Source organism: Psychrobacter sp. Rd 27.2 (assembly GCF_001921755.1).
Classification (GTDB): Bacteria; Pseudomonadota; Gammaproteobacteria; order Pseudomonadales; family Moraxellaceae; genus Psychrobacter; species Psychrobacter celer.
In genome coordinates this window covers 253781-275484 of sequence record NZ_MRYB01000003.1, presented here as the reverse complement: position 1 = coordinate 275484, position 21704 = coordinate 253781, and the positions used below count along the sequence as shown (strand labels likewise).

The 21704-nt window shown below is 42.4% G+C and carries 14 protein-coding genes and 1 CRISPR repeat array; of the genes, 1 reads left to right on the top strand and 13 read right to left on the bottom strand.

The window, feature by feature from the left end:
* Positions 1-48: 48 nt before the first annotated feature.
* The 9 genes from BTV99_RS04810 to BTV99_RS04770 all read right to left on the bottom strand — a co-directional run bounded on the left by BTV99_RS04810 (position 49) and on the right by BTV99_RS04770 (position 12968).
* On the bottom strand, positions 49-792 hold the full coding sequence (locus BTV99_RS04810) for a DUF262 domain-containing protein (protein WP_083608530.1): 744 nt from the start codon (positions 790-792) through the stop codon (positions 49-51).
* Positions 789-1757 carry a hypothetical protein gene (locus BTV99_RS04805; RefSeq protein WP_075101228.1) on the bottom strand — a complete coding sequence of 323 codons (969 nt, stop codon included), beginning with the start codon at positions 1755-1757 and terminating at the stop codon, positions 789-791. Before BTV99_RS04805 ends, BTV99_RS04810 begins: the two co-directional genes overlap by 4 nt.
* Positions 1758-1891: 134 nt before the next feature.
* Complete coding sequence (locus BTV99_RS04800; protein WP_075101227.1) at positions 1892-2578, bottom strand: DUF4276 family protein; 687 nt, start codon at positions 2576-2578, stop codon at positions 1892-1894.
* Positions 2578-3687, bottom strand: coding sequence for an AAA family ATPase (locus BTV99_RS04795; protein ID WP_075101226.1), 1110 nt, complete (start codon positions 3685-3687; stop codon positions 2578-2580). Before BTV99_RS04795 ends, BTV99_RS04800 begins: the two co-directional genes overlap by 1 nt.
* Positions 3688-4674, bottom strand: a complete 987-nt coding sequence (locus BTV99_RS04790) for a DUF3644 domain-containing protein (protein ID WP_075101225.1) — start codon at positions 4672-4674, stop codon at positions 3688-3690.
* Between the two features lies 1 nt (position 4675).
* The gene (locus BTV99_RS04785; RefSeq protein WP_218607360.1) at positions 4676-8116 is read right to left on the bottom strand and encodes an Eco57I restriction-modification methylase domain-containing protein; all 3441 of its coding nucleotides are present in this window, start codon (positions 8114-8116) and stop codon (positions 4676-4678) included.
* Positions 8116-11604 (bottom strand): BREX system P-loop protein BrxC, encoded by a 3489-nt coding sequence (brxC, locus tag BTV99_RS04780; RefSeq protein WP_218607358.1) that lies wholly within the window; start codon positions 11602-11604, stop codon positions 8116-8118. The genes BTV99_RS04785 and brxC overlap by 1 nt, the downstream gene beginning before the upstream one ends.
* Before the next feature lie 46 nt (positions 11605-11650).
* Positions 11651-12136: a DUF1788 domain-containing protein gene (locus tag BTV99_RS04775; RefSeq protein WP_199774477.1), complete on the bottom strand. Its 486-nt coding sequence runs from the start codon at positions 12134-12136 to the stop codon at positions 11651-11653.
* 52 nt (positions 12137-12188) lie between these two features.
* Positions 12189-12968 (bottom strand): hypothetical protein, encoded by a 780-nt coding sequence (locus BTV99_RS04770; RefSeq protein ID WP_075101223.1) that lies wholly within the window; start codon positions 12966-12968, stop codon positions 12189-12191.
* An 845-nt stretch (positions 12969-13813) separates the two neighbouring features.
* Here BTV99_RS04770 and BTV99_RS04765 point away from each other — a divergent pair.
* Positions 13814-14590, top strand: coding sequence for a DUF6615 family protein (locus BTV99_RS04765; protein ID WP_143507062.1), 777 nt, complete (start codon positions 13814-13816; stop codon positions 14588-14590).
* Between the two features lie 388 nt (positions 14591-14978).
* Positions 14979-18487: direct repeats of the CRISPR family, unit length 29 nt; unit sequence CGGTTAATCCCCGTGCTTACGGGGAACAG.
* Between the two features lie 124 nt (positions 18488-18611).
* On the opposite strand, the gene cas2e is transcribed toward BTV99_RS04765, so the two are convergent.
* From cas2e to cas5e, 4 genes are read right to left on the bottom strand one after another with little or no spacing between them, the layout of a single operon-like run.
* A complete protein-coding gene (gene cas2e, locus BTV99_RS04760; protein WP_075101221.1) occupies positions 18612-18911 on the bottom strand; it encodes a type I-E CRISPR-associated endoribonuclease Cas2e in 300 nt (99 codons plus the stop codon).
* Between the two features lie 19 nt (positions 18912-18930).
* The gene (gene cas1e, locus BTV99_RS04755) at positions 18931-19848 is read right to left on the bottom strand and encodes a type I-E CRISPR-associated endonuclease Cas1e (RefSeq protein WP_075101220.1); all 918 of its coding nucleotides are present in this window, start codon (positions 19846-19848) and stop codon (positions 18931-18933) included.
* Between the two features lie 56 nt (positions 19849-19904).
* Positions 19905-20708 carry a type I-E CRISPR-associated protein Cas6/Cse3/CasE gene (cas6e, locus tag BTV99_RS04750; RefSeq protein ID WP_075101219.1) on the bottom strand — a complete coding sequence of 268 codons (804 nt, stop codon included), beginning with the start codon at positions 20706-20708 and terminating at the stop codon, positions 19905-19907.
* Positions 20705-21670: a type I-E CRISPR-associated protein Cas5/CasD gene (gene cas5e, locus BTV99_RS04745; protein ID WP_075101218.1), complete on the bottom strand. Its 966-nt coding sequence runs from the start codon at positions 21668-21670 to the stop codon at positions 20705-20707. Before cas5e ends, cas6e begins: the two co-directional genes overlap by 4 nt.
* Positions 21671-21704 lie beyond the last annotated feature (34 nt).

Sequence of the window (21704 nt, the reverse complement as noted above, 5' to 3'; positions counted from 1 at the left end):
TTAGAGAGCCATGTGGTAAATAGTCTCTTTATTTTAAAGGCTTTATACTTACTTTTCCAGATTAGGGACACGCCCTAGTACAGCAAGTAGCTTATTTTTGATAAGGTCGATGGCGGTAAGCGGCACGCCACGGTTATTTAGCGATTCAAATAAAGTGTAGGCGTCAGAAGTACTTGCTACTTCAATCTTCACTAAAGTTGCTGTATTTACTTTTTCTAATAATTCTTGAAGTTTAATAATCGGATTATCACTGTGCTCAAGATACTGGTTAATGCGAGAGTGAAAGTGCCGGTACGCTTTAAACACTCGGCGATTACCTGCATGTGCAGCCATCTCTATATCTTGAAGAATGCCTATACTATCCAATACCGAAAAATAATCTTGTTGATTATTATTCTGTACTTGAGGTACTAGACGTGGTTGATTTGGCATTTTCTTTAAAGCTAATTTATGCTTTAGATTGTAGAGCTCAATCTTTTGTTCCATAACGAGATTCGGCTGCTTATTGAAAATATCATAGATGGCAGCCAGCAAAATCGATATTGTCGTCATACGTTGTTGACCGTCTACTAACTCGAGCTCCCGAATTGCTAAAGAATCCTGAGATTGATTGATACAGATAATTGAGCCCAAAAAGTAATGAAGTTCGTTATCTAATAAATCATCGAGCAGTGCATCCCACTGTATACGACTCCAAGTATATTCACGTTGATAGCGTGGGATAACGTATATTACATCGCTTTCAATATCGAGCAGGGTAGAAACTGGGTAGTTATAAACGGACTTAATCATAATTGAGTAATCATCTTGGAGGTTGTTATATAGTCTTTAAGGTAGTTTTCAAAAGAGAATTCTCGACTCTCTATTTGCTGTGAGAAATCATTGATCCAATCGCCAGCTCTACGCTGGTATCTATCTATCTTATTTTCAGGAGACATTACTCCAACTGGCCGAATAGCATAGTCCATTAGTACATTCAAAGCAGCATAACCTTGCTCGCCTAGAGTATAGAAATAGTCATTAGTAAGCCGATCTATATCGTTACGAAATAGGATTAAATCGTTAATTCTGCTTGAGCTGATAGATTTCTTAGGATTTAGCTTAATCCCAAATACCTTACATGCTAGTGGCAACATATAACGCCTAGGCACATGAAAACGTTCAAGGTTTCTCAGCTGATTAATGAACTCAACTTCTAGCTCTTTAATTTCACCAATATTCTCATGCCAGCGAAGCATAATGTCATGCAATTGCTTAGTGTGAGCAAAACTAATTTCTACACTCTTACTCTCAAAAATAACTTCATTAAGGTTATTCAGACGACAGAAACCTATCTCAAAACGTAGTCTATGCGTTCGATTATAGCTGTTGGTGATACGGATAAAAGGTATCCATTGATCATTTTTCCATGGCTCAAAACTACTTTCCTTATGTATCAGATCTATGTGACAAAAAGAGCGTGTTTTAGGCATTATTATTTTTAGACATGCCATATCCTTCAATGCTGTGAAATCAAATACTACCTTAAGTGCTTCTGCTGCGAGCTCATATGCTTGCTGGTTAGTCACTAATTTATAATTCTCAGTCACTACCGCAAAAACATAGTCGCTTTCGCTCTCTACTACTGCAAAATGACGCGGCAATGCATGATAACCAAATAAGTCTCCACTCTGCCGAGACGATTGTATAAATACAGGTTTCAGTTCGACAGGAAAAAAAGCTACTGATGGATCATAGTCAGGCCAATTACACTTCATTTATTCAGCTCCCTGCCGCTGATTATCGATCCAAAGAATTACACTGGGAGCTACTTGAACATTCAAGTTGTGCTTAGCGCTGGCACGTAATTCTTTGGCCAGTAAATCAATAATTTTCATGATACTCCTTAGGGTTAAGTGTTATTACTTCGTACGACAGTAAGTCTTTCCAACTGCTTCAACCAATTATCAAATAATTCGCACTTTTGGCGCATACTGTCCAACCCTACTTCTAAAGCGCCAAGTGTACCCATTAAAGGTTTTTCATATCCTCTTACCAAACTTTCTATTCGCTTACTTGGGGCAGTCTGAGGGCTATTATTTATATGCTCAGGACTATCAAACTGCTCAGCTATATCAGTCAAATTCTGACTCAGATGCTCATTACTAATACCTCTAGCAAATGCAATAGGATCACTAAACAACAGAGCTTCAAATTCATACATTTGTACAAAAGGAATAAAGCGACGCATAGCATCATCACCAATTAGTCGTGTGAGCTTTAAAGTCATTGCATCTTGGACCCTCGTAGCCTTGGTAACTATATCAACTTGGCTATCATGAATACCTTTACCTGGAAAAGATTGTGGAAGACCGTAGTAATCGAAAAACGTAGTACAATATGCCGTTTTTTCATTAAGTAAACGATTTTTTACATCAGCCTGTAAACGGTCGAATTTGAAATTACCACCTTTATGTCCTGGTCTACCTATTAAGGCAGGCACAAGTGATATACCTTTTGCTAGAAATGTAGGAGCCAATAACTCTTTGACAAACATCTCCTCAGTTTGTCCTTCACAAATCACATGAACCCTTATCATTACGAAGGTCTCCCGCCCAAAATATTCTTTTGCCAGAGCTCGCCAATCGTGTAATCCTCAAGCCAGCTGGAAAAATCATCCTCATCCAGCCGTTTGACGACCGTCCCACTGTCTTCACGATCCACAACAATCAGGTCTTCAATGTTAAACTCATTCAGTAATGCAACTGACTGGGTTGAGACGATCACTTGCATACGTTCAGCAGCTGAACGTAATAAGGCTCCTAACAAAGTAATAGCATACGGGTGTAAACCAAGCTCTGGCTCATCAATCACCAATGTAGAAGGCGGATTAGGTTGTAGTAGTGCAGTAACCAAGCAAATGAAACGAATGGAGCCATCGGATAGCTGACTAGGCCAGAGTACATAATCACTATTTTTTTGACGCCATTGCAGGTTGATCTGCTGTTCCTGCGTTTCCAACTCACGTGGTTTGAATACAAAATCATCAAACACAGGAATAGCTAGCTGTATAGTACGACGTATTTGCTTTAACACCTGAGGATGCTCTGATGATAGATGATACAAATAGGCAGCCAAATTAGAGGCATCAGAGAACAGATAATCATTATCTTGTACTGAACCCCAGCGTTTAACGCCGGCAGTGTCACTGGTATCGTGGAAATGAAAGACCTTCCAGCTAGCTATAGAGCTGTAGCAGTAATCGGCTTCACTGCCTTTGCTGGATGACTCATAGCGATGCTTAAGTTTTGCTTCTTTATGTCCAGAACCTAAAGATATCCACTTCTCACCATATAATGGCCCATCAAAATAAAGCTGTTCTTTGACAAAAGAAAAACCTCCTTCAACTGTCGACTCAAGTTCGAATAGATACCCATTTAACCCAAACTCAATAAAAGACTGCACTCTTTCTGTTTCTTTTATACCATAGCTAAGAATACGATCAGCACCGCCCTGTTGGGTTGTCCAATGCTGCAGACCGCCTTCAACCATCTTGCCTAGCATGCGAAAATAATCAACAAAATTACTTTTACCTACGCCATTTGCCCCGATAAACACGTTTAGCGAATTTAAGCGCAATCTATCCAAGCTTTGGATAGACTTGAAACCTTTGATGGTTAAGTAATCGATAGATTTTTCTGTGCTCATTTAGCTACCACCTTTATACTTGCTAGCGTTGTCTTTACAGTGTTTTCTGACTTTATTTAACCAGCTTTCATACCAATACCAAGTATTTGCAACCTCAACACCAAACCCTTTATGAGCTTCTTTTGCTTTTTTGGACTGCCATAGAGTTGTATGGTTGTGAATTTTAAACTTCGAATAGCCTTCTTTTTGTATTATCTCGACGATTTTAGAGGGTAAATACTTATTCTTTTCAGTCTCTTTTAGATAAACATAGTCCTTATTCACTTTCTCAGCTAGTTCAGAATCCGCTTTTACAAACTCAATGACTTTGTCAGCCTGTCCACGCTTATTCGCTGTTTTTTGAACGAATAACACCCTATAGGAATAGCTTGGGTTATCGAATTCTTTGTCGCTAAGAATACTGTCAAACTCCTGTATATAACCCTTAATATTAGCTGGTAAGTCAGCTTGTTCCTCTAGCATCTCCTTTTGCTCAATAGATATGCTAGAAAACTGCAAGCTAAACGACAGATGTTTTTCAATTGAATACTCATCACCAAACAGCTTTTTTATGTATTGGTTATAATTAATAGCGCATGCTTGAAACCTAGCACTTAAAAGATCATCAATTCTCGTCGTCATTTGATGCTCTATTTCATGTCTGAGCCCTATTAGGAAACGCAAATTATTAGAAGCATTATTATCAATAGGTGAGTTTTTATCGTTTAAACAGCGCTCAAGCTCCCAGTATTTATAGGCTCCATGCTTAGTTTTGTCATATCTTCTTGATTTACCAGCTTCTTTATAATATCTATATTCAATCCCTTTCCCTCTGTAATAAGCATGCATCAGGTAGGTCCAGGAAATATTCATTAGCACAAGATATGATTCGGACTTAAACGTAATATTTGGATTATTAAAAATCTGGACCGCAGCAAGTGCGGCCTCTCGTGATTTATGAATTAGTTCATTCCTAATCGAGCCAACGCGTCTCGTTCTTTTTTGCACTTTAGCCCTCTCCTGCCGCGCGCTTTTCAGCTAAGGTCAGATGATGATCATTAATTCGATCGCCTTCTTTGCCTTCATACTCTAAACCTAAGGTGTACCAAGGCGCAGACTCGACATCCTTACCACGATCTTTCTTCCAGTGAATGTTAGGCTTCCAGCGCAACACGCCAGCATCTTTTTTACCGACATCACGAGCCTTCATAAATGGTCGGATATTGAGACGCACACCATCGTTAAGGTCAGGATTCCAGCCGATCGCTTGCTCTGCCAATGACTTCCAGCGTACAAAAATATCGTAAGACGCCTCCCCCTCAAGAATAGCTTCGAGCTCGCGCTTGAGTGCTTCGGCGGCAGCGAGACGTTCCTGTGCGCCGTCCTCACCGCTAGCCATTCCGCTTTGCTGAGTACGAATCCAATCACCTAAATAAGTATAAATCAGTCTTTCCAGACCAGCTTTATCTAGCATGTGATAATTGACCAAGGCGCTAAAACCGTCATTTAGACCGTCCCAGATGTGCCAGATAAAGGGGCGATGCTGGAACATTTTGCAGTGCTGCTCAAAGAATTTATCACGTAGCCATTGGTTGAGCGACTTGCCACCTACTGTTTCCAGCAAGCGGTTTTTTAGAGGTGTCGTCCAGGCTTCGCCATAGGCAGCTTGCAATAACGCTTCTAAGCGCTGATCCGCTGATTTTTCACCGCGCACTGCTGGCAAGCAAACGATACCGTCGTCATCAGTAAATGGATTAAGCTCTTTGCTACGCTCAACCCACTGTCTTTGTTCAACAGCTAACTCCATTTCTGTATCACGTTCGGCTGGCCATTGATAACCTAATAAGCGAACAACGGCAACTTGCAGCACAGTATCGTCTACTCGTAGTTCACCCTCTGCTGTCCATTTAGTTTCTCCATCCCAAACAACGGAACCACAGGGATGGCCATGAAATATCCATTGGGTGGGATCATTAGTATATGGCTCTGGTAGTCCATTAGGGTATTGTTCTTTGGCTACGGCTGTCCAGTATTCGAGATCGAAGGGAATCTTGACAAGAGTTGCATTGGTAACATTTTTCTTTTTATCGATTTTTCGCACTTCGTCATGAAAGTCAGGGCTAGAGCAAAACGCCCACACTGCTGGTAGATCAGAATTATCGCCCGGAATTATCGCCGCACTTGATTGGTCGTATAGTTCTCCATAATAGAGCGTAGCGGGAAGAGTACGTGTTTGTCTGATAGCAACGCCTTTTTTACCCCATGCTTCTCTACCTTTTATATAAGCTAGAGGGGAAGTCTGCAGCTCACCTTTTCCTTGTTCCCACCTTAAAATGCCTTCTCTACCTGTAAAGTCTGAAAAAACTGCACATGGCAACTGAAAGAAATTCCAAGTAGGATTAGGCCATTGAACCTCATGAAAAAAAAGAACAAACTTTGGCGTATCTCCGTTCTGAAGACCAACATAAGAGCCAGCACGGGTTACTAGCAAAGGATTTTTAGAAATCTCAAACAATCCTATTCGAAAATCTGGATTTGATAACTGGTCATATTGCAAGTAAGTCTCAACGACCTTCGATTTCAAAATCTCATTTTTTTCAACGCTCCCTTTTTCCTGGGTTGCATTTATTCCTAAATAGAAACTTTCGTGACTGGGTTGTTTTTTAGTAAGCGAAATTAAAGCTGTGAAAGCTCCAGCAGCCTGGTTACTTTGAAAAGCATGCTCACCCAGATCAACCAAACTATTCCAAGTTGCGCTCTTCAATAGATCTTCTCGAACTTTTTCATATGACTTCAAGAATAACCATTCGTGTGGAGTAACTGCCGTTAGAGTGCCTCCATTTGCAAGCATCTCTTTCAAGCGTAATATAAATGCTGTTGCAAGATTTGTTTTTCCTGAAGGAAAATTCTCTTCAATATAATCCTGAAGTTTTAATTCTAACTGCTTTGTCTCTTTAAATGGAACATTAGTAGCTATCCATTGATATTTCTCAACAAGTAACTTTGCTGCTTTTGCCGTCCCTTGAGCAACAATACCAAGCTCATTAGCTTCAAAACTGTCTTTTACTGCAAGAGCTTTATCAAGAGCAGACTCGACCACAGACCAATTCACCTCAAACAAAGAGCCTTTATTTAAACTACTCTCTGGCTTGATTAAACTACCAAGAAGAGGGGCATTACTGAATTGCTCATACAAAATCTCAAGAGCCAATCGGATATTTTCATCTTCTCGGGCTAGAGTTAGCCACTCCTTTTTCTTTGCACTCATCGACAATCCACTACAAGCCAAATGCAACTCTGGTAGCTTGCGATATCCACCACCATTTTTATATCGCCAGGCTTCTAAGGCTAAGGCAAAGACTGCTAACTCTACACAGCGCTGGTCTAGCTCCAACCCGTGTAAGTTTTCACTTAATACTTTATCGATTGCTTGTTGTTCGCTGAGGTTCTCAAGTTGCATACGCATTGGAACAAGCATGAGGAATATAGCCACTAAAAAGTGACCTGACCCACAACAAGGATCTATGGCTTTAAATTCGCTAAGATTATCTGGCCAAGCATCAAAGGTGCCAGAAGCGGGTTGCCACTGTTTGGTTTGCTCGTCTTGTACAAAGCGCAGGTACTCAAGTGATACGCCTGGTATAGCGGCTTTGTCACGTAGCTCTTGCTCACTGCTGGCATGTTGCCAATCACTCTCAGTCAGTCGCCTGCCAGCCCACCATGCACCTAATGCATTATCTAATAGAAAGCTTACCATGTAAGGTTCAGTAAATAGCTGGGTGACAGGTGACAGCTCATCTGCACCTATCTTCACTTCAGACGCATTCACCTCTTCTTTGCGTTTGCTCTGCCAAAACTGATATACCCAGCCCAAGCTATCTTGAGCTTGGAAAGTTTCTAAAGATAAGCCAGTGACGAGTTGTTCTAAACTACGCTGATGCTCAGGAGAAAACTCCAACTCAAACACCGGCGAGTCTATACGAAAAATCTGCGGCAGCATTTTCGATGCCAATACACCTGCCAGCTCCCAACCGTTTTCACAGCGTCGTTCTAAATCATCACGGGCGGTATCTGGGTCTTGCACCAATTCGTTGCAATCAGCCAGGGTGAGCGCTGTGTATTCGTCGTACATGAGCAAGTTGTTTTGCTCAAGGAACCGAGCAAATAGCATGCGGTGCCAATGCTCATAAGCGACTTCAGTGACTAGGTTGTGAATGGCTTGTCTGCCGCTATCTTGTTTAATGTCACCTAATTGACGACCACGTGCACGCAAGCGGACACGCAATTTGCGTTGTTCATCATTTAAATAATCAGCAGGTTTTGCATCACCCACACCCAGACGGCTGAGTGCTTGAGTTGCCGCTAGCTCAGCAATATCACGGGCTTTAATCACTGTTGCCTCTAACGTACGACGCAAAGCTTTATCAAGAGGTTGTCGAGTTGTCATCATTAGAAAGTCACCGGTCCATCACTAAGTTTATTGAGAATTTGAGTTTTAACTTTAGCCAACCAAGTATCAACATCTTCTTCTGTCTCAAAGGTCGCTCGTGGCAACGTAATACGCTGTAACTTAGGCTGCAATCTCTGTATCGCATCCATACGTGCTTTATCAAAATTACTGGCAAGCGCATCTGTACGATCTCTCCACTGCTCGAAATTAACCTCATTCAAAGCATCGAGAATGGCATCAGCGTCATTTAGAGCAGGCTCATTAAACGTCGTTAGCTTGAATTTATTAAGAACCTCATTCTTCTGAGTCTCATCCAACTGCTGCCAATAGCTATCATCTTCCAGTTGAGCTAAATACTTGGCGTGCTGCTCAAGATAGCTATCCACACGATATTGTACGGCTTCTCGTAACTTATCAACCAACTGCTTTTTAAGATTAGTAATTGGATTAGGCTCATCGAGTAACGATCGATTGGCTTCGATGGCATTTACTTCAGCTTGAATATCAGCTTGGAATGACAGGCCCTGACTCTGGTCTAATAAGTCTTTTAGCACAAACCAATCGGGTCGTCTTTTTTGAATCTTATCAGCAGTCTCCGCCCATTGCTGGAGTGATTGCTTGATGGCATCTTGCTCATCTAAAACATATTTGAGCTTAGCATTACCAGATTGCTGTGCAATCTCGTCAAACAAACGGTAGCTTGGCCGCTCAGGAAGAGGCGCATCACCACCCGCCTCTTTTGCTAATGTACGACCTTTATCTATTAGCAAATCTAGTTTAGCCGTTTCTTCACCAGGCTGGCACGAGATGCCACTAGCACTAATTAAGCCGCGTATCTTAATCATATCTACTGGACGAATAGTAATACTTTCTGGTAGAAAATTAGTTTGGCTGATTTGCTTACGTTCTAGCTCTTTTACAGAGATGGGATGGTTGCCACTACCTTTAGCAATGAGAATACCACTAGCCAATAATGTATATAGAGCACCGTCGATAGTATCTTGCGGCCAACCATAAGGAGCGGCAGAAAAATGATCTCGAATCTCACTACCTTTTTTAGATACCCCTATATAGCGCTTGATCTGTGCGCAAACTGGATGCTGCTCAGGCTCATCAGAGTAACCTACAGCTTCTAATGCATTCTGTCCGCCATCCTTACGAGCTCGATCATAGACCTTACCCCATCCTGTATTATCAGCAACATCAAACTCACGATACAGACGAACTAATGATGCTTTAGCAGCCGTCTCAACACGCTCTGCAATGCTATTACCTTCAACTTCACTACCACCGGCTTGCAACACTTGCACCCCAGCGAAGATTTCATTCAATAAAGCTTGAACTTGTTTTTGTGCGTCACGGTGGCGAGTTTCCATCGCACTACGAGCATCCGTACCTGCGTCAGTATTAGGAATACCGCGTTTTTCTAACGTGGCAGATGCCGCATTCTCTGTAATGATTGCATTGGTTAACTCAGAGCGGTTACGCGCAGGGATATAAACAAAAATTGTCGGCTCGCTAGGCTGGCGGCGACGCGCTTCGGATACAAAGCTTTTTTCATCAAGGCTCCAACCATCCTGTATCCAAACATAGATTTTTTCACTGGCATCACTTGGCAGCTCTAAATCAAAACTAACAATCAGCTGGCGCATCTCATTAGACTTACCTTGAGTCAAACGAATCTTGCTAATATCCTGACGAATAGATTTATGCAGCAAGTCCACGCGTATATTTTCAACGCGCTGCATATTACCACGCAGATCTGCCTCCTCCTGACGCAGAGTGTCATACCACTGAGCACTTTCTTGAGTTTGTAATCGATACTCAGATCCAACACTAGTCTGCATGACCATTAGCAGACCTTCTTCAGTCAATTCATTTAGCAACTTAGGTACAGCAGTACGAATTTCATCCTTACCATTATTCAAATCTGCTATTAGTAAATCCGCGAGCATATCAGAGGTCGCTCTCACACCACAGTCAGCTGCTGGATCAGTAGGTAGCTTCCCGATTAGTAATATTAAAGCAAGTATGCGAGCTTTAAGCCTATCATCAGCATTACCCGCAGAAAAACGACCAATGGTTTCCGTGATTTCTTTAGAGATTACACCTGTTTGTAAAAGATTTACTGAGATTTGATCATAAATAAAGTCAGCCGGTACAACATGACCTAATGGTTTATCTGCTGTGGCTTGAGCGGCTTCATGAATCACTTTAAGCTGATTGCGTAGCTGAGACACTGTGCCTGTGGTATCTACAATACGTAAGACCTTTTCCCAAAAACGACGACGTACCGGCAATAATGGATAGTCAGCCAGTAACACTTTCTCATCATCACGATGATGTTCAATTTTCGTACCTCGTAATTGCCGAGCGATTTCTCCTAGATGGGATTGCAACATCTCCTCTAGCTGAGGTTTAACTGAGGCTTTTTTCTGTAGGATAACCTTGCGGATAACCGACTCTACATCAGTATCAGACAACTGTACCGGAATCTGGAAGCGACCAAGCAGACGTTGTAAGTTTGCCATCCCCGATAACGCACTTTGACCAGTGGCGACAAATAGCAGTTTGCTTTTAAACTTAGAGTGTTTACAGCAAGTTTCAACCATTTCTTGGACTTGATGCGCTTTTTCAGCGTCAGTGCCAATATATTGTTGCACCTCATCTAATACAATCAGAGTCAGGGGGAAACCATCATCTGATGCCAAAGCATCATAAATTGCATCGACCATCTGTTGATTAGTAACATCTGAGGCAATAGGATACTGTTCACGAAGAAGCTGTCGCACCTCTTTAAAATCTTCGCCTAGCGTATTGTCTTCTTCAAGTAGTGCCCCAGCAATACTACGAGAGACATAAAGATCTTCTAGTTCATCTTCCCAGTAGTCTCCTTCACCCTCAACCCGTGCTTTAATACTGTCAAAAACACCTTTTTTCTTGAGCCACATTACAAAGCGAGCTTGATGATACTGCTCTGGAAGTCCAACAGATTTGAATATCATATTAAGTAATGCCATACGCACATTATTGTTTGCACCCGATCCTAATGTGCCGGACGCGGCATGAAGGCCACCATATCGATTGGCAACACTGCTCAGCTCTTTGAATTGATCTTTAATCTCTAAGGGCAAATCAGCAATATCCCTTGCTCTAGTTCCATCATTGAATTCTTGGTTAACCCAAAAAGCTCTAAGCATCTTTGCCAGATGCGACTTACCAGAGCCGAAAAAACCAGAAATCCAGACTCCTGGCTGCTCATGATCACTGTTTAGGTTTGTCAGATAGGCAGATAAAATTTTATCCAATCCAGCTTCGTACTCACCATCACAGACGAATGTCTGTATTTCATAACGCAAAGTTTTAAGAGCTTGGTTGGACTGATCATCTTTTACTTCTGCAACACCATTGTTTTCTAATCGGTTCAGCGTCGGATCTAACTGATAAATTTCACGGTTCAACATTTCTTCAAGCTCCATTGCAAACATTACGCTGATCTAAATAAGACAGGTATGTATATCATTAATATTTATATTAGTTTTCTGCTGTAATCGCTGTGGCCTGATAACCCCAGCCATCGCGAGCATCTAGCAATCGATAGGTGTTATCGATATACTCTCCTGGAAACAGTACCAGTAAGCGACCTGGTACATGAAGAGCTAATTGCTTTACAAAGTCCGATACGGAAGCTAAGCCAAATAATGTGCCACACCCTACTAGAGCCACCAGGGTGTCTTCATCAGCTTCATTTTGAATACGCTCTGCTAACAACTCCACAGACTGTCGAGTAAATACCTTATACTTAGACTTCAAAAACTCTGGATCTTCAAAATAGTCTTCACGGTATTTTTGTTCTGCCATCCATTCAGGAAACAGGCGCGTTATATCCAACTCTAACCAAGTATGTCCTGCGCTTTCAGTCGCCAAACGGAACTCTTCAGTACGCGCTCGTAGCTTTAGTTCATCTTCTTTGTGGTAGACGGCAAACAGTACACGCTGCTCATCAGCCAAACCTCTCATCCAGGGAATACTAATATAACTAGAATAGCTTTGAATCAGGCGATTCAATCGATTACTCATATATCCATGACTCCTCTTCCTCATTTAAATAGTTAGGAAATGTCACTTCCATCACCTCACTAGAGTGCTTGAAATCAATTAAACCACTGTAGCTTGCCTGCCTTGTCAGCTCGACCAAACGTTCCTGACGACAACCCAGGATTTTAGTCCATTCGGTATTAAACAGCCGATTTCCGGTCGCTCCCTGTAGATAGCCGAGTAATAGAGCAAATGCCACATTAACCGGCCTCACGTCAGGCTCAGCTCGATGCTTTTTGTTCCGTCCGTGCAAATAACCTGCGTTTGTCCATGTGCCGTTAACATTTTGCGCTAGAGATTTGAGCGACGCTGCACTGAACCTGTCAGGATACTGATCACTAATAGCCTGTTCCATATCTTCTCTTGGCAAGTGTTCACCTAACTGCAGAGATAATATTTTGGCTTTGGACATCTCTAATATAGGATCACGCGTCAATGCCATCTGACACGCCAGTAAAGGGCGTGCGCTAGCATCACTCTCCCATAATTGTCGGAAGATTCGAAAAAGTGTAATTTCTGTATCCATGCCATACAAATCGACGAGATGTCGCCAAGTCAAGGTGCGAGACTTACTGGTAGGTTTATGTAAAACGTTAGCCTGCTCAATATCATCACGATAATCGTCAGGTTTTGCATTTACTGGTTGTCCCTCAAATAGTTGTGTCAGCTCCGAGAACATCATAGTGCGGGCTGAATGTGCACCATTTTGCCCGAATTTAAAGCCAAATTTTTGTTGATTTTCTTTTGTAGTCATAACTATAAGCTCTCATTGAATAATGAAGAAGTTGTGTCAATCATCTTTGTAAGTTAATGGCCCTAAAATTGTTTGTCATTATACCCTGGTATAACGCTTTATCAATAAACCACTAGGTCTTTTCCACATTATTCAAATTGCGTTATAGATTGAAACCTTGAATACGTGTAGCAAATGAGCTGATTATCTTTCTACGTGGTCAACTTTCAAACCGTTGACTCTAAGGCTGGTGCGTACCTGAAACTCTGCAGTCATGATAGACAGAGTATTACAATTGGCTATATATTATCTTTTGAGTTTAAAAAGCAATATCATAACAATCTTAATTGGTTAGGCGTTGCTGGCTGCTCAGGTAAAATACACTTTCATATTGTCCAGGCGATTCACTTAACATCGCTTATCATTTTATGAGCAATATGAATGTACATTACATATATTTCGACTCAATTTTAAACCTTTATTCATTATTATAAATTAGATACGATCTGCTTCTTAGGTGAGGATATCGGCGATTTTTAGGGTATTGCATTATTAACTTTAATAGAATAAAGAAACAAGCAGTTAAAATAGTCCTACACAATAAATTACTTTTACGCCTTTTATCATATAGCTTAGAGGGAATTACAGCCTTACAACAAATACTCAGGTGGCGTGTCTGATATTGGGGTTTGAAGAGATTGATTATCTCGAAACTAATACATATGCCGTTGATGACGATATACCATTCTGATGATGATAAGACGTTCTATCTATAACTTCGTAGCTCATCGATTGCCAATATCAAATATAAGAGTAATTAGATTATGTCGCTCTGCCAAATACATAGAGAAATTGAGAGTAAGGTGATGGATTTTTCCGCCCATGTACCATTAGCAGGAGAAGAGTCAATAACTGATTACCTGTTTTGGAGATGGTCTTTACTCAACCAAAAAAATTCACACCTTGTAGCTAAGTCATTTACTAAACATGAAGAAAGCAAAACTACTGGTGCAGACTTTGAGATGGAAATATGGTTTATAGGTGATATCTATAGCCTACCTTTAGCAATACAGGCCAAAAAAATATCCAATGAGCATAAGGCCTATCGTAGTGCCTTTAGTTACCCAAATGACACTAAACAACAAATTAATACTTTGCTAAATTATACGAAGCAGAATAAGCGTGTTCCTCTTTATATGTTATATAGCCAATCAGCGGTATACCCTTACTCAAAAACGCCAGATTGCGGCGTCTATATTGCTAGTGCTTTCGATATTGAAACTTTTGCAAACTTACCGAAAGGAACAAATTTATCTAAGTCAAAAATTTTAGAGAAATGTATCCACTTCTATCAATTATTTTGTGACTTAAAACAAGACGGTATCGATGATTCTGTATCTATTCAGGAGATTACAAATAGATTGAAAGAGTTGCTTTCAAAAAAGAGTGCGCGAAAGAATAACTTTGTTGAGCAAATTGAAAATAGCAAAACAGAAATACTGCCCGATTACGTGACACTAATATCTGAGAGCACTCAACAGCAGCTAGATAGCGATAGAAGGTTAAGACAGGATATTCATAAAATGATTGAAAGTGATCACTTAGTAGAGCCAAGAAAAATTATCGTAGTTGATATTCGCTAGAAGCTATTACTAGCTTTTAATATCAGTTTTGGGTTACATTTTTCTGAATCTAATAATCTAACTACTCCTTATTAAGATGTCTCTAGTCATAAGAAGGCGCTATATTAACAATAGATAACAATAATATTTTAGGTCAAATTCTTTGCCATATTGATTGATCACTGAGCATATATCCTAACTCATTTGTTGGTATAATCGTTGGTATAAGCAATAATAATTTTAAATAAACCTAGTTAAATCAGCATTTTACTTCTGTTATATGGTTGATACTGGGCCCACCAAACTCAAACCCTTACAGTCATTGACTTGTAAGGGTTTTTTATTGTCTAAAGACAGTTCTGATTATCAGATGCCTACTAGTAATATCCTAAAGACCCTACTAAGCGTACGGTTAATCCCCGTACTCACGGGGAACAGCACGAGATAACCACCGCATTTTATTGCAGCGCCGGTTAATCCCCGTGCTTACGGGGAACAGCGGCGGGTTTTGCACGTTGTTAGCGTTCACGTCGGTTAATCCCCGTGCTTACGGGGAACAGTAACAAGGGCGCTCAATTAACTGAGATACCGTTCGGTTAATCCCCGTGCTTACGGGGAACAGAACGCTAAACCTGTCTTTAATTTCTAAAAACTCGGTTAATCCCCGTGCTTACGGGGAACAGACCCGTGATGACGCTTACGACAGATACAGCGACGGTTAATCCCCGTGCTTACGGGGAACAGATAGCGAAACGTAATGACTTAACGGTTGATGACGGTTAATCCCCGTGCTTACGGGGAACAGAACCCATTCAGACCATAATACATATTTTTCATCGGTTAATCCCCGTGCTTACGGGGAACAGAACAGACTTAAATTTACCACTATCTTTCCATTCGGTTAATCCCCGTGCTTACGGGGAACAGATAGGCGGTTAATTATGGAATCTGCAAGTTTACGGTTAATCCCCGTGCTTACGGGGAACAGAGCATTTCGATATTCCCGCCAGCATTTAGCATCGGTTAATCCCCGTGCTTACGGGGAACAGTCGGACGGCTGTGCTATCTGGTTTTTGCAGCACGGTTAATCCCCGTGCTTACGGGGAACAGTAAGAAAAAAGCCGAACGTGGTGATGCTGCTGCTGGTTAATCCCCGTGCTTACGGGGAACAGTATCCAAACGTAACTGTAAAGGGTTATTTGTACGGTTAATCCCCGTGCTTACGGGGAACAGGTGAATAAAGGCAGTCATGAATGCTATTGCATCGGTTAATCCCCGTGCTTACGGGGAACAGCTTATTAACCTGGTAGCCAATTTTTTTAATATCGGTTAATCCCCGTGCTTACGGGGAACAGTTACCTTCTTTATCTTCCAATCTTGCCAATGACGGTTAATCCCCGTGCTTACGGGGAACAGATCATGAATATTCATTAATGATAAAATTAATGCGGTTAATCCCCGTGCTTACGGGGAACAGTCGTCATTTTGATGACCTTATCAAGTCGCTGCCGGTTAATCCCCGTGCTTACGGGGAACAGTTAATAACGTATATGACCATGAAGACAGGTAACGGTTAATCCCCGTGCTTACGGGGAACAGGGGCGCAATCGTGACCGCTGCAACATTGGGCGCGGTTAATCCCCGTGCTTACGGGGAACAGGAGAGTCTCGTTATTCTGCCACGACACATAACCGGTTAATCCCCGTGCTTACGGGGAACAGACGGCTCAATCATTGTTATTGATGAAGTTCAGCGGTTAATCCCCGTGCTTACGGGGAACAGACCAGTGCGGACGATATACGCCAATATCAACGCGGTTAATCCCCGTGCTTACGGGGAACAGACGAACACGCTCAGCAGGTAACAGCCTGACGGCGGTTAATCCCCGTGCTTACGGGGAACAGAAGAATATAACCAAAGCAAAACCTATCAACGCCGGTTAATCCCCGTGCTTACGGGGAACAGGTGTTCGGCGTCGGATATATGGGTGTGGGTGACGGTTAATCCCCGTGCTTACGGGGAACAGACCAGTATTTAAAGACAAGGAAAGTGCCCTGGCGGTTAATCCCCGTGCTTACGGGGAACAGATATATGGCGATGAACTCTCTATCTGCTATGGCGGTTAATCCCCGTGCTTACGGGGAACAGTGACGTTATTATTGATGGTCAGTTGTATGACACGGTTAATCCCCGTGCTTACGGGGAACAGAGCCAGTGTATGACGGTTATTTCAAAATATTCCGGTTAATCCCCGTGCTTACGGGGAACAGTAGTAAAATATAATAAATATTATAAAATAATGCGGTTAATCCCCGTGCTTACGGGGAACAGATAACAATGCGTCATTAAATGTCGCATACATTCGGTTAATCCCCGTGCTTACGGGGAACAGCTCGTCCTGTAATTCTCTCCACTCTCTTAATGCGGTTAATCCCCGTGCTTACGGGGAACAGCAACAAGCCCAACCCCTGAACTTTCAGCAAAACGGTTAATCCCCGTGCTTACGGGGAACAGTTTCACGACAACTATCTTTGCTCGGTTATTAGCGGTTAATCCCCGTGCTTACGGGGAACAGCATCATAAGTTAAAGGCTACATTAGCATATACCGGTTAATCCCCGTGCTTACGGGGAACAGCATATCCCAAACTGGCTCTATGGTTTCATGACCGGTTAATCCCCGTGCTTACGGGGAACAGCATTTTTTTGAGCTATTAAAAAGTGGTGACGACGGTTAATCCCCGTGCTTACGGGGAACAGATATCAAAAATTATCTGTTACTGGTCTAGTCACGGTTAATCCCCGTGCTTACGGGGAACAGTAGACCACCGATAACAAGGTCTATCAGGCTACCGGTTAATCCCCGTGCTTACGGGGAACAGAAAGTAGTGAAAACTAACCTACTGAATACAGCACGGTTAATCCCCGTGCTTACGGGGAACAGTTTTCCGTCTAGCCTTTGGTAGTCATAAAGGTCGGTTAATCCCCGTGCTTACGGGGAACAGCCCAAGTAGCAAAACTAATACTGTCTACGATACGGTTAATCCCCGTGCTTACGGGGAACAGTTGTTTAGCATCCAATACAATCATAACGACCCCGGTTAATCCCCGTGCTTACGGGGAACAGAAAAATGGTTAATCCTGTTATCAATCCTGTTTCGGTTAATCCCCGTGCTTACGGGGAACAGTTGGGGTTTTCATGTTAGACCATTTACGCCTCCGGTTAATCCCCGTGCTTACGGGGAACAGATTTCATTTTACATTATTACATGGTAGTATTACGGTTAATCCCCGTGCTTACGGGGAACAGCTCAGTTAATCGGTGAAGGTGTTGATTGGGTGCGGTTAATCCCCGTGCTTACGGGGAACAGAATCGGATTAATAGGCATACTGGCCGTACGTACGGTTAATCCCCGTGCTTACGGGGAACAGCGATATTTTAGACCCTGCTGAAATGCTAACTGCGGTTAATCCCCGTGCTTACGGGGAACAGAAATTATTATCAGCAATCAGTTTTTTATTATGCGGTTAATCCCCGTGCTTACGGGGAACAGTTTGCCACGCATACCAGCCATTAAAGTTGAGTCGGTTAATCCCCGTGCTTACGGGGAACAGTCTTAACGCTCAAATCGCTGGTAAAAATAAACCGGTTAATCCCCGTGCTTACGGGGAACAGTGATAGCCTGCTGATTTGGTCAGCTGTGCCAACGGTTAATCCCCGTGCTTACGGGGAACAGTCGAAACAAATAGTTGTTTTGGTCAAACTAATCGGTTAATCCCCGTGCTTACGGGGAACAGTTCAACAGTTTGGCAGACGTACATAATTAAGCCGGTTAATCCCCGTGCTTACGGGGAACAGAAATTCAAGATGACACCCGAGCAGCTTGATTACGGTTAATCCCCGTGCTTACGGGGAACAGACTTGTTGTAAGTCTATGAAATTATTATTATTTTTCTATTGTTGTTATTCTACCAAGTTTTTTAGTTGTTAAATAGCATACCCCGTCCATCTTCTGGATAGTTAAGTCATTGAAATTTAAAGCATTAATTTTCATCAGTCTCCAAAGGATAAAATTGTACCAAACGCATGCCTTCATGGTCTATTGGTATTCGCCTATTTTTACCATAAGTGACAAAATCAAAACCCGATTCTGTATTGGTTGCCCATGACATCACTACATTGCCCTCTTCAGCCAATGCTAAAACTTGCTCCCATATCATCTCTCGAACCCTTCTTGAGACATCACCGACGTACACTCCTGCTCTAATCTCTAATAACCAGACTGCCAATCGCCCTCTTAGTCTTGGAGGTATCGTTTCAGTCACCACAACCAGCATACTCATAACCTATCTCCTTATCAAGCTATTGACTACGATGACCTTCGTTACCGATAGAATCAGGCTCTGGAATGGCGGGCGGCTGAGCATCTGCATAAGGTTTTGGTGGTTCAATCTCTCCTGCGGATAATACCTCTTCAATCATAGGAATAAGGTTCTTTAACAATCTGCTTTGTCTAAATATCTCACGACAAGCGATTCTAACTTCCTTATCCGGATTGGGCGGTGCTTTCTTAGCAATCTCAAAAGCGACAGGAACTACGGTCTCGAACTTTACTAAATCTGCGATATCATAGACGAAACTTTTTGGTTTCCCTGTATGCAAAAAACCGATAGCTGGCGCATAGCCAGCTGCTAAAATTGCTGCTTCGGTAACACCATAAAGACAAGCTGTTGCGGCGCTAATACAGCGATTGAGATCATCTGATACATCCCAATCGCTAGGATCATAAGAGCGGCCTTTCCATATCATGCCGTGCTCTGATGCCAGACGCTGATAGATTTTTTTGACACGCCCGCCTTCGATGCCGCGTAGCTGATTGACACTGCGCCGACTGGGTGCTGTTTCATTAAAACGGATCTCAAACATTTTTTTGACGACTTTTAATCTGAGCTGTTCATCTAACGCCAGCTTAGCTTGATAAAGCAGCTTATCAGATCGCGCTCCGCCCGGTTGACCTACTGAGTAGAGACGAACCCCTGCTTCACCTACCCAAATAAGCAGTGTTCCTGTCTTAGCGGCTAGTGCAATAGCCGCGTGACTGACTCGTGTCCCTGGCTCAAGCATCAGGCAGGTAATAGAACCGACTGGAATATGCATGCGAATGCCGTTTTTATCGATAACCACAAATGCGCCATCTTTAACATCTATTTGACCGCGCTCTACAAACACCATAGAGTTACGCTCTTTAATGGGAATAGGCTTTAGGGGAATAAATGCCATAAGTCAGCTCAATTGATAAGGGTAGTATTGATGATAATTTATAAGATAAATAGCCGCTAGCTGTTGTTTTGTCGTAGCGGACGTACAAGCATAAGACCACAGCCAAAGGCCTTTTGCTTTCCAAAGCCTTTTATCATTTGATTATAAAATAAGTCCACATCTTGAATCTCAAGCGCGCCTGCGTAGTCGAGACTTGAGAACTGAATTAACTTGTTTTTGGCTTTAATTGGCTTATTATTCATACTGTCTTTAGCTTGCTCTTGCTGCTCTAAGTCTTGTTTGGTACGGCGCAGTCGGTGTTGCGTATAAGCAGATAACTCAAGATTTGGGTGAATGATCACGCCCCACGCTTGCATACGCTCTGGACTGGTAATCCAATCTACGCCAGCATCGAACATCGCTTGATCAATACTATAAGCATCATCAAAACCTTGAGACATCATCGATTTTTTGGCAAGCATTAATACATCATGCCGAGATGATTTGCCTTGGGCATTCTTTAGACTACTTACAGGGTTAGCTCGTAGCTCAAATGCCAAACGTTGACCAACAAAAAAACTGGGATTAAAAGCTTTGGCTTGCACAGTAAAAAAAGGATGATCTAACTTAGGTTTGAGCGTGGAGAGTACATAATAAAAAGTCTGACCACCCTGCTCATACTCTCTGTATAAAAAAGGTCTATCACTCCCTGCTGGCAAATCAAACAGTTGCCATAGCGCTTGGTGCACTCGATAAGGGTTGTCGACTTTGGGCGCATCGTTGCTCGCTAATGAGCGCGGCTCAGGGTTTATTTGCTCCCTTACGAACAGATGCTTGGCCTTTAGACTTGGCTTAAGCGTCACTTTGCTCAGATAATTCATAGCACCGCTTCCTTATCTGGCGTATTTGACATGGTCTCTTTTGCCTCTTTAGTATTATCAATAGATTCATAGGCTGTCCACTGATGCCCGATACGCTGCGTAAATTGCCACTGTTTTCGATCTGTTGGATCATCCCAATGGTTATGGGTAAATACATTAACCGGCGATGCACTTTCAAACATTGACTCAATCTCGCCTTCCCAGTGATAAGTCACTTGGCGCAGACGGGTATTTTGCTCATTTATAGCCGTATACTCTATGGTAGTCGGCAAATACCTGTCACTAACCATCGTATCTATCAGCTCATTGGTTTGCCACTGAGCTACCCTATTAGATCTGTCACTTAACTCATTTACATTTTTTACAGACTTATCTTTTGATGACTCTGCTAAAAGCTCATTGATACTCACATCTAATGCCGCTTTTAAATGATTGGCAGTAATAATATGCGGCGATAATGGCAGCGATAAAGGACAAGACTTACGCCCAAGATAAAGCGTGAATTTTGGATGTTTTAAGGCATATTGTAGCTGCTGCAAATCAACCTGCGAATCAACGTTGTGCTCAAGCTTACTACCCTGCGCATCTGGCTTTAGCCAAATAGCCACGACCCATAATCCGTCTTCGCGGTAATCTCGTGAAGATAAAATAGTCTCAACCTTAGCGCTTTGTAGCTCTTGCTTGCGCGTAAAAAAATTAACGCCCTTACTAGTGGTAGGCGTTTGGATCGTATGATAGTCACGCAGTATGGTGCCCTCGCTATAGGTTTTAGACGCAATGCCGATGCTACTTGCCAAGTCTCTTAGCTTTTGCGCCTCGCTACGCTTGATACCCAAAGCAGCACCAAGTAAACCGAGCACCGCACTACGAGTCGGATAATTAGCCGTAGGCCTATCCTCCCCTACTGCCAGCGTCCCCCACGAAGATATCGGCGCATATAAGCGCATGACTAAATAATCCATAGTATCTTTCCATTACCTATTATTGCATTGATGA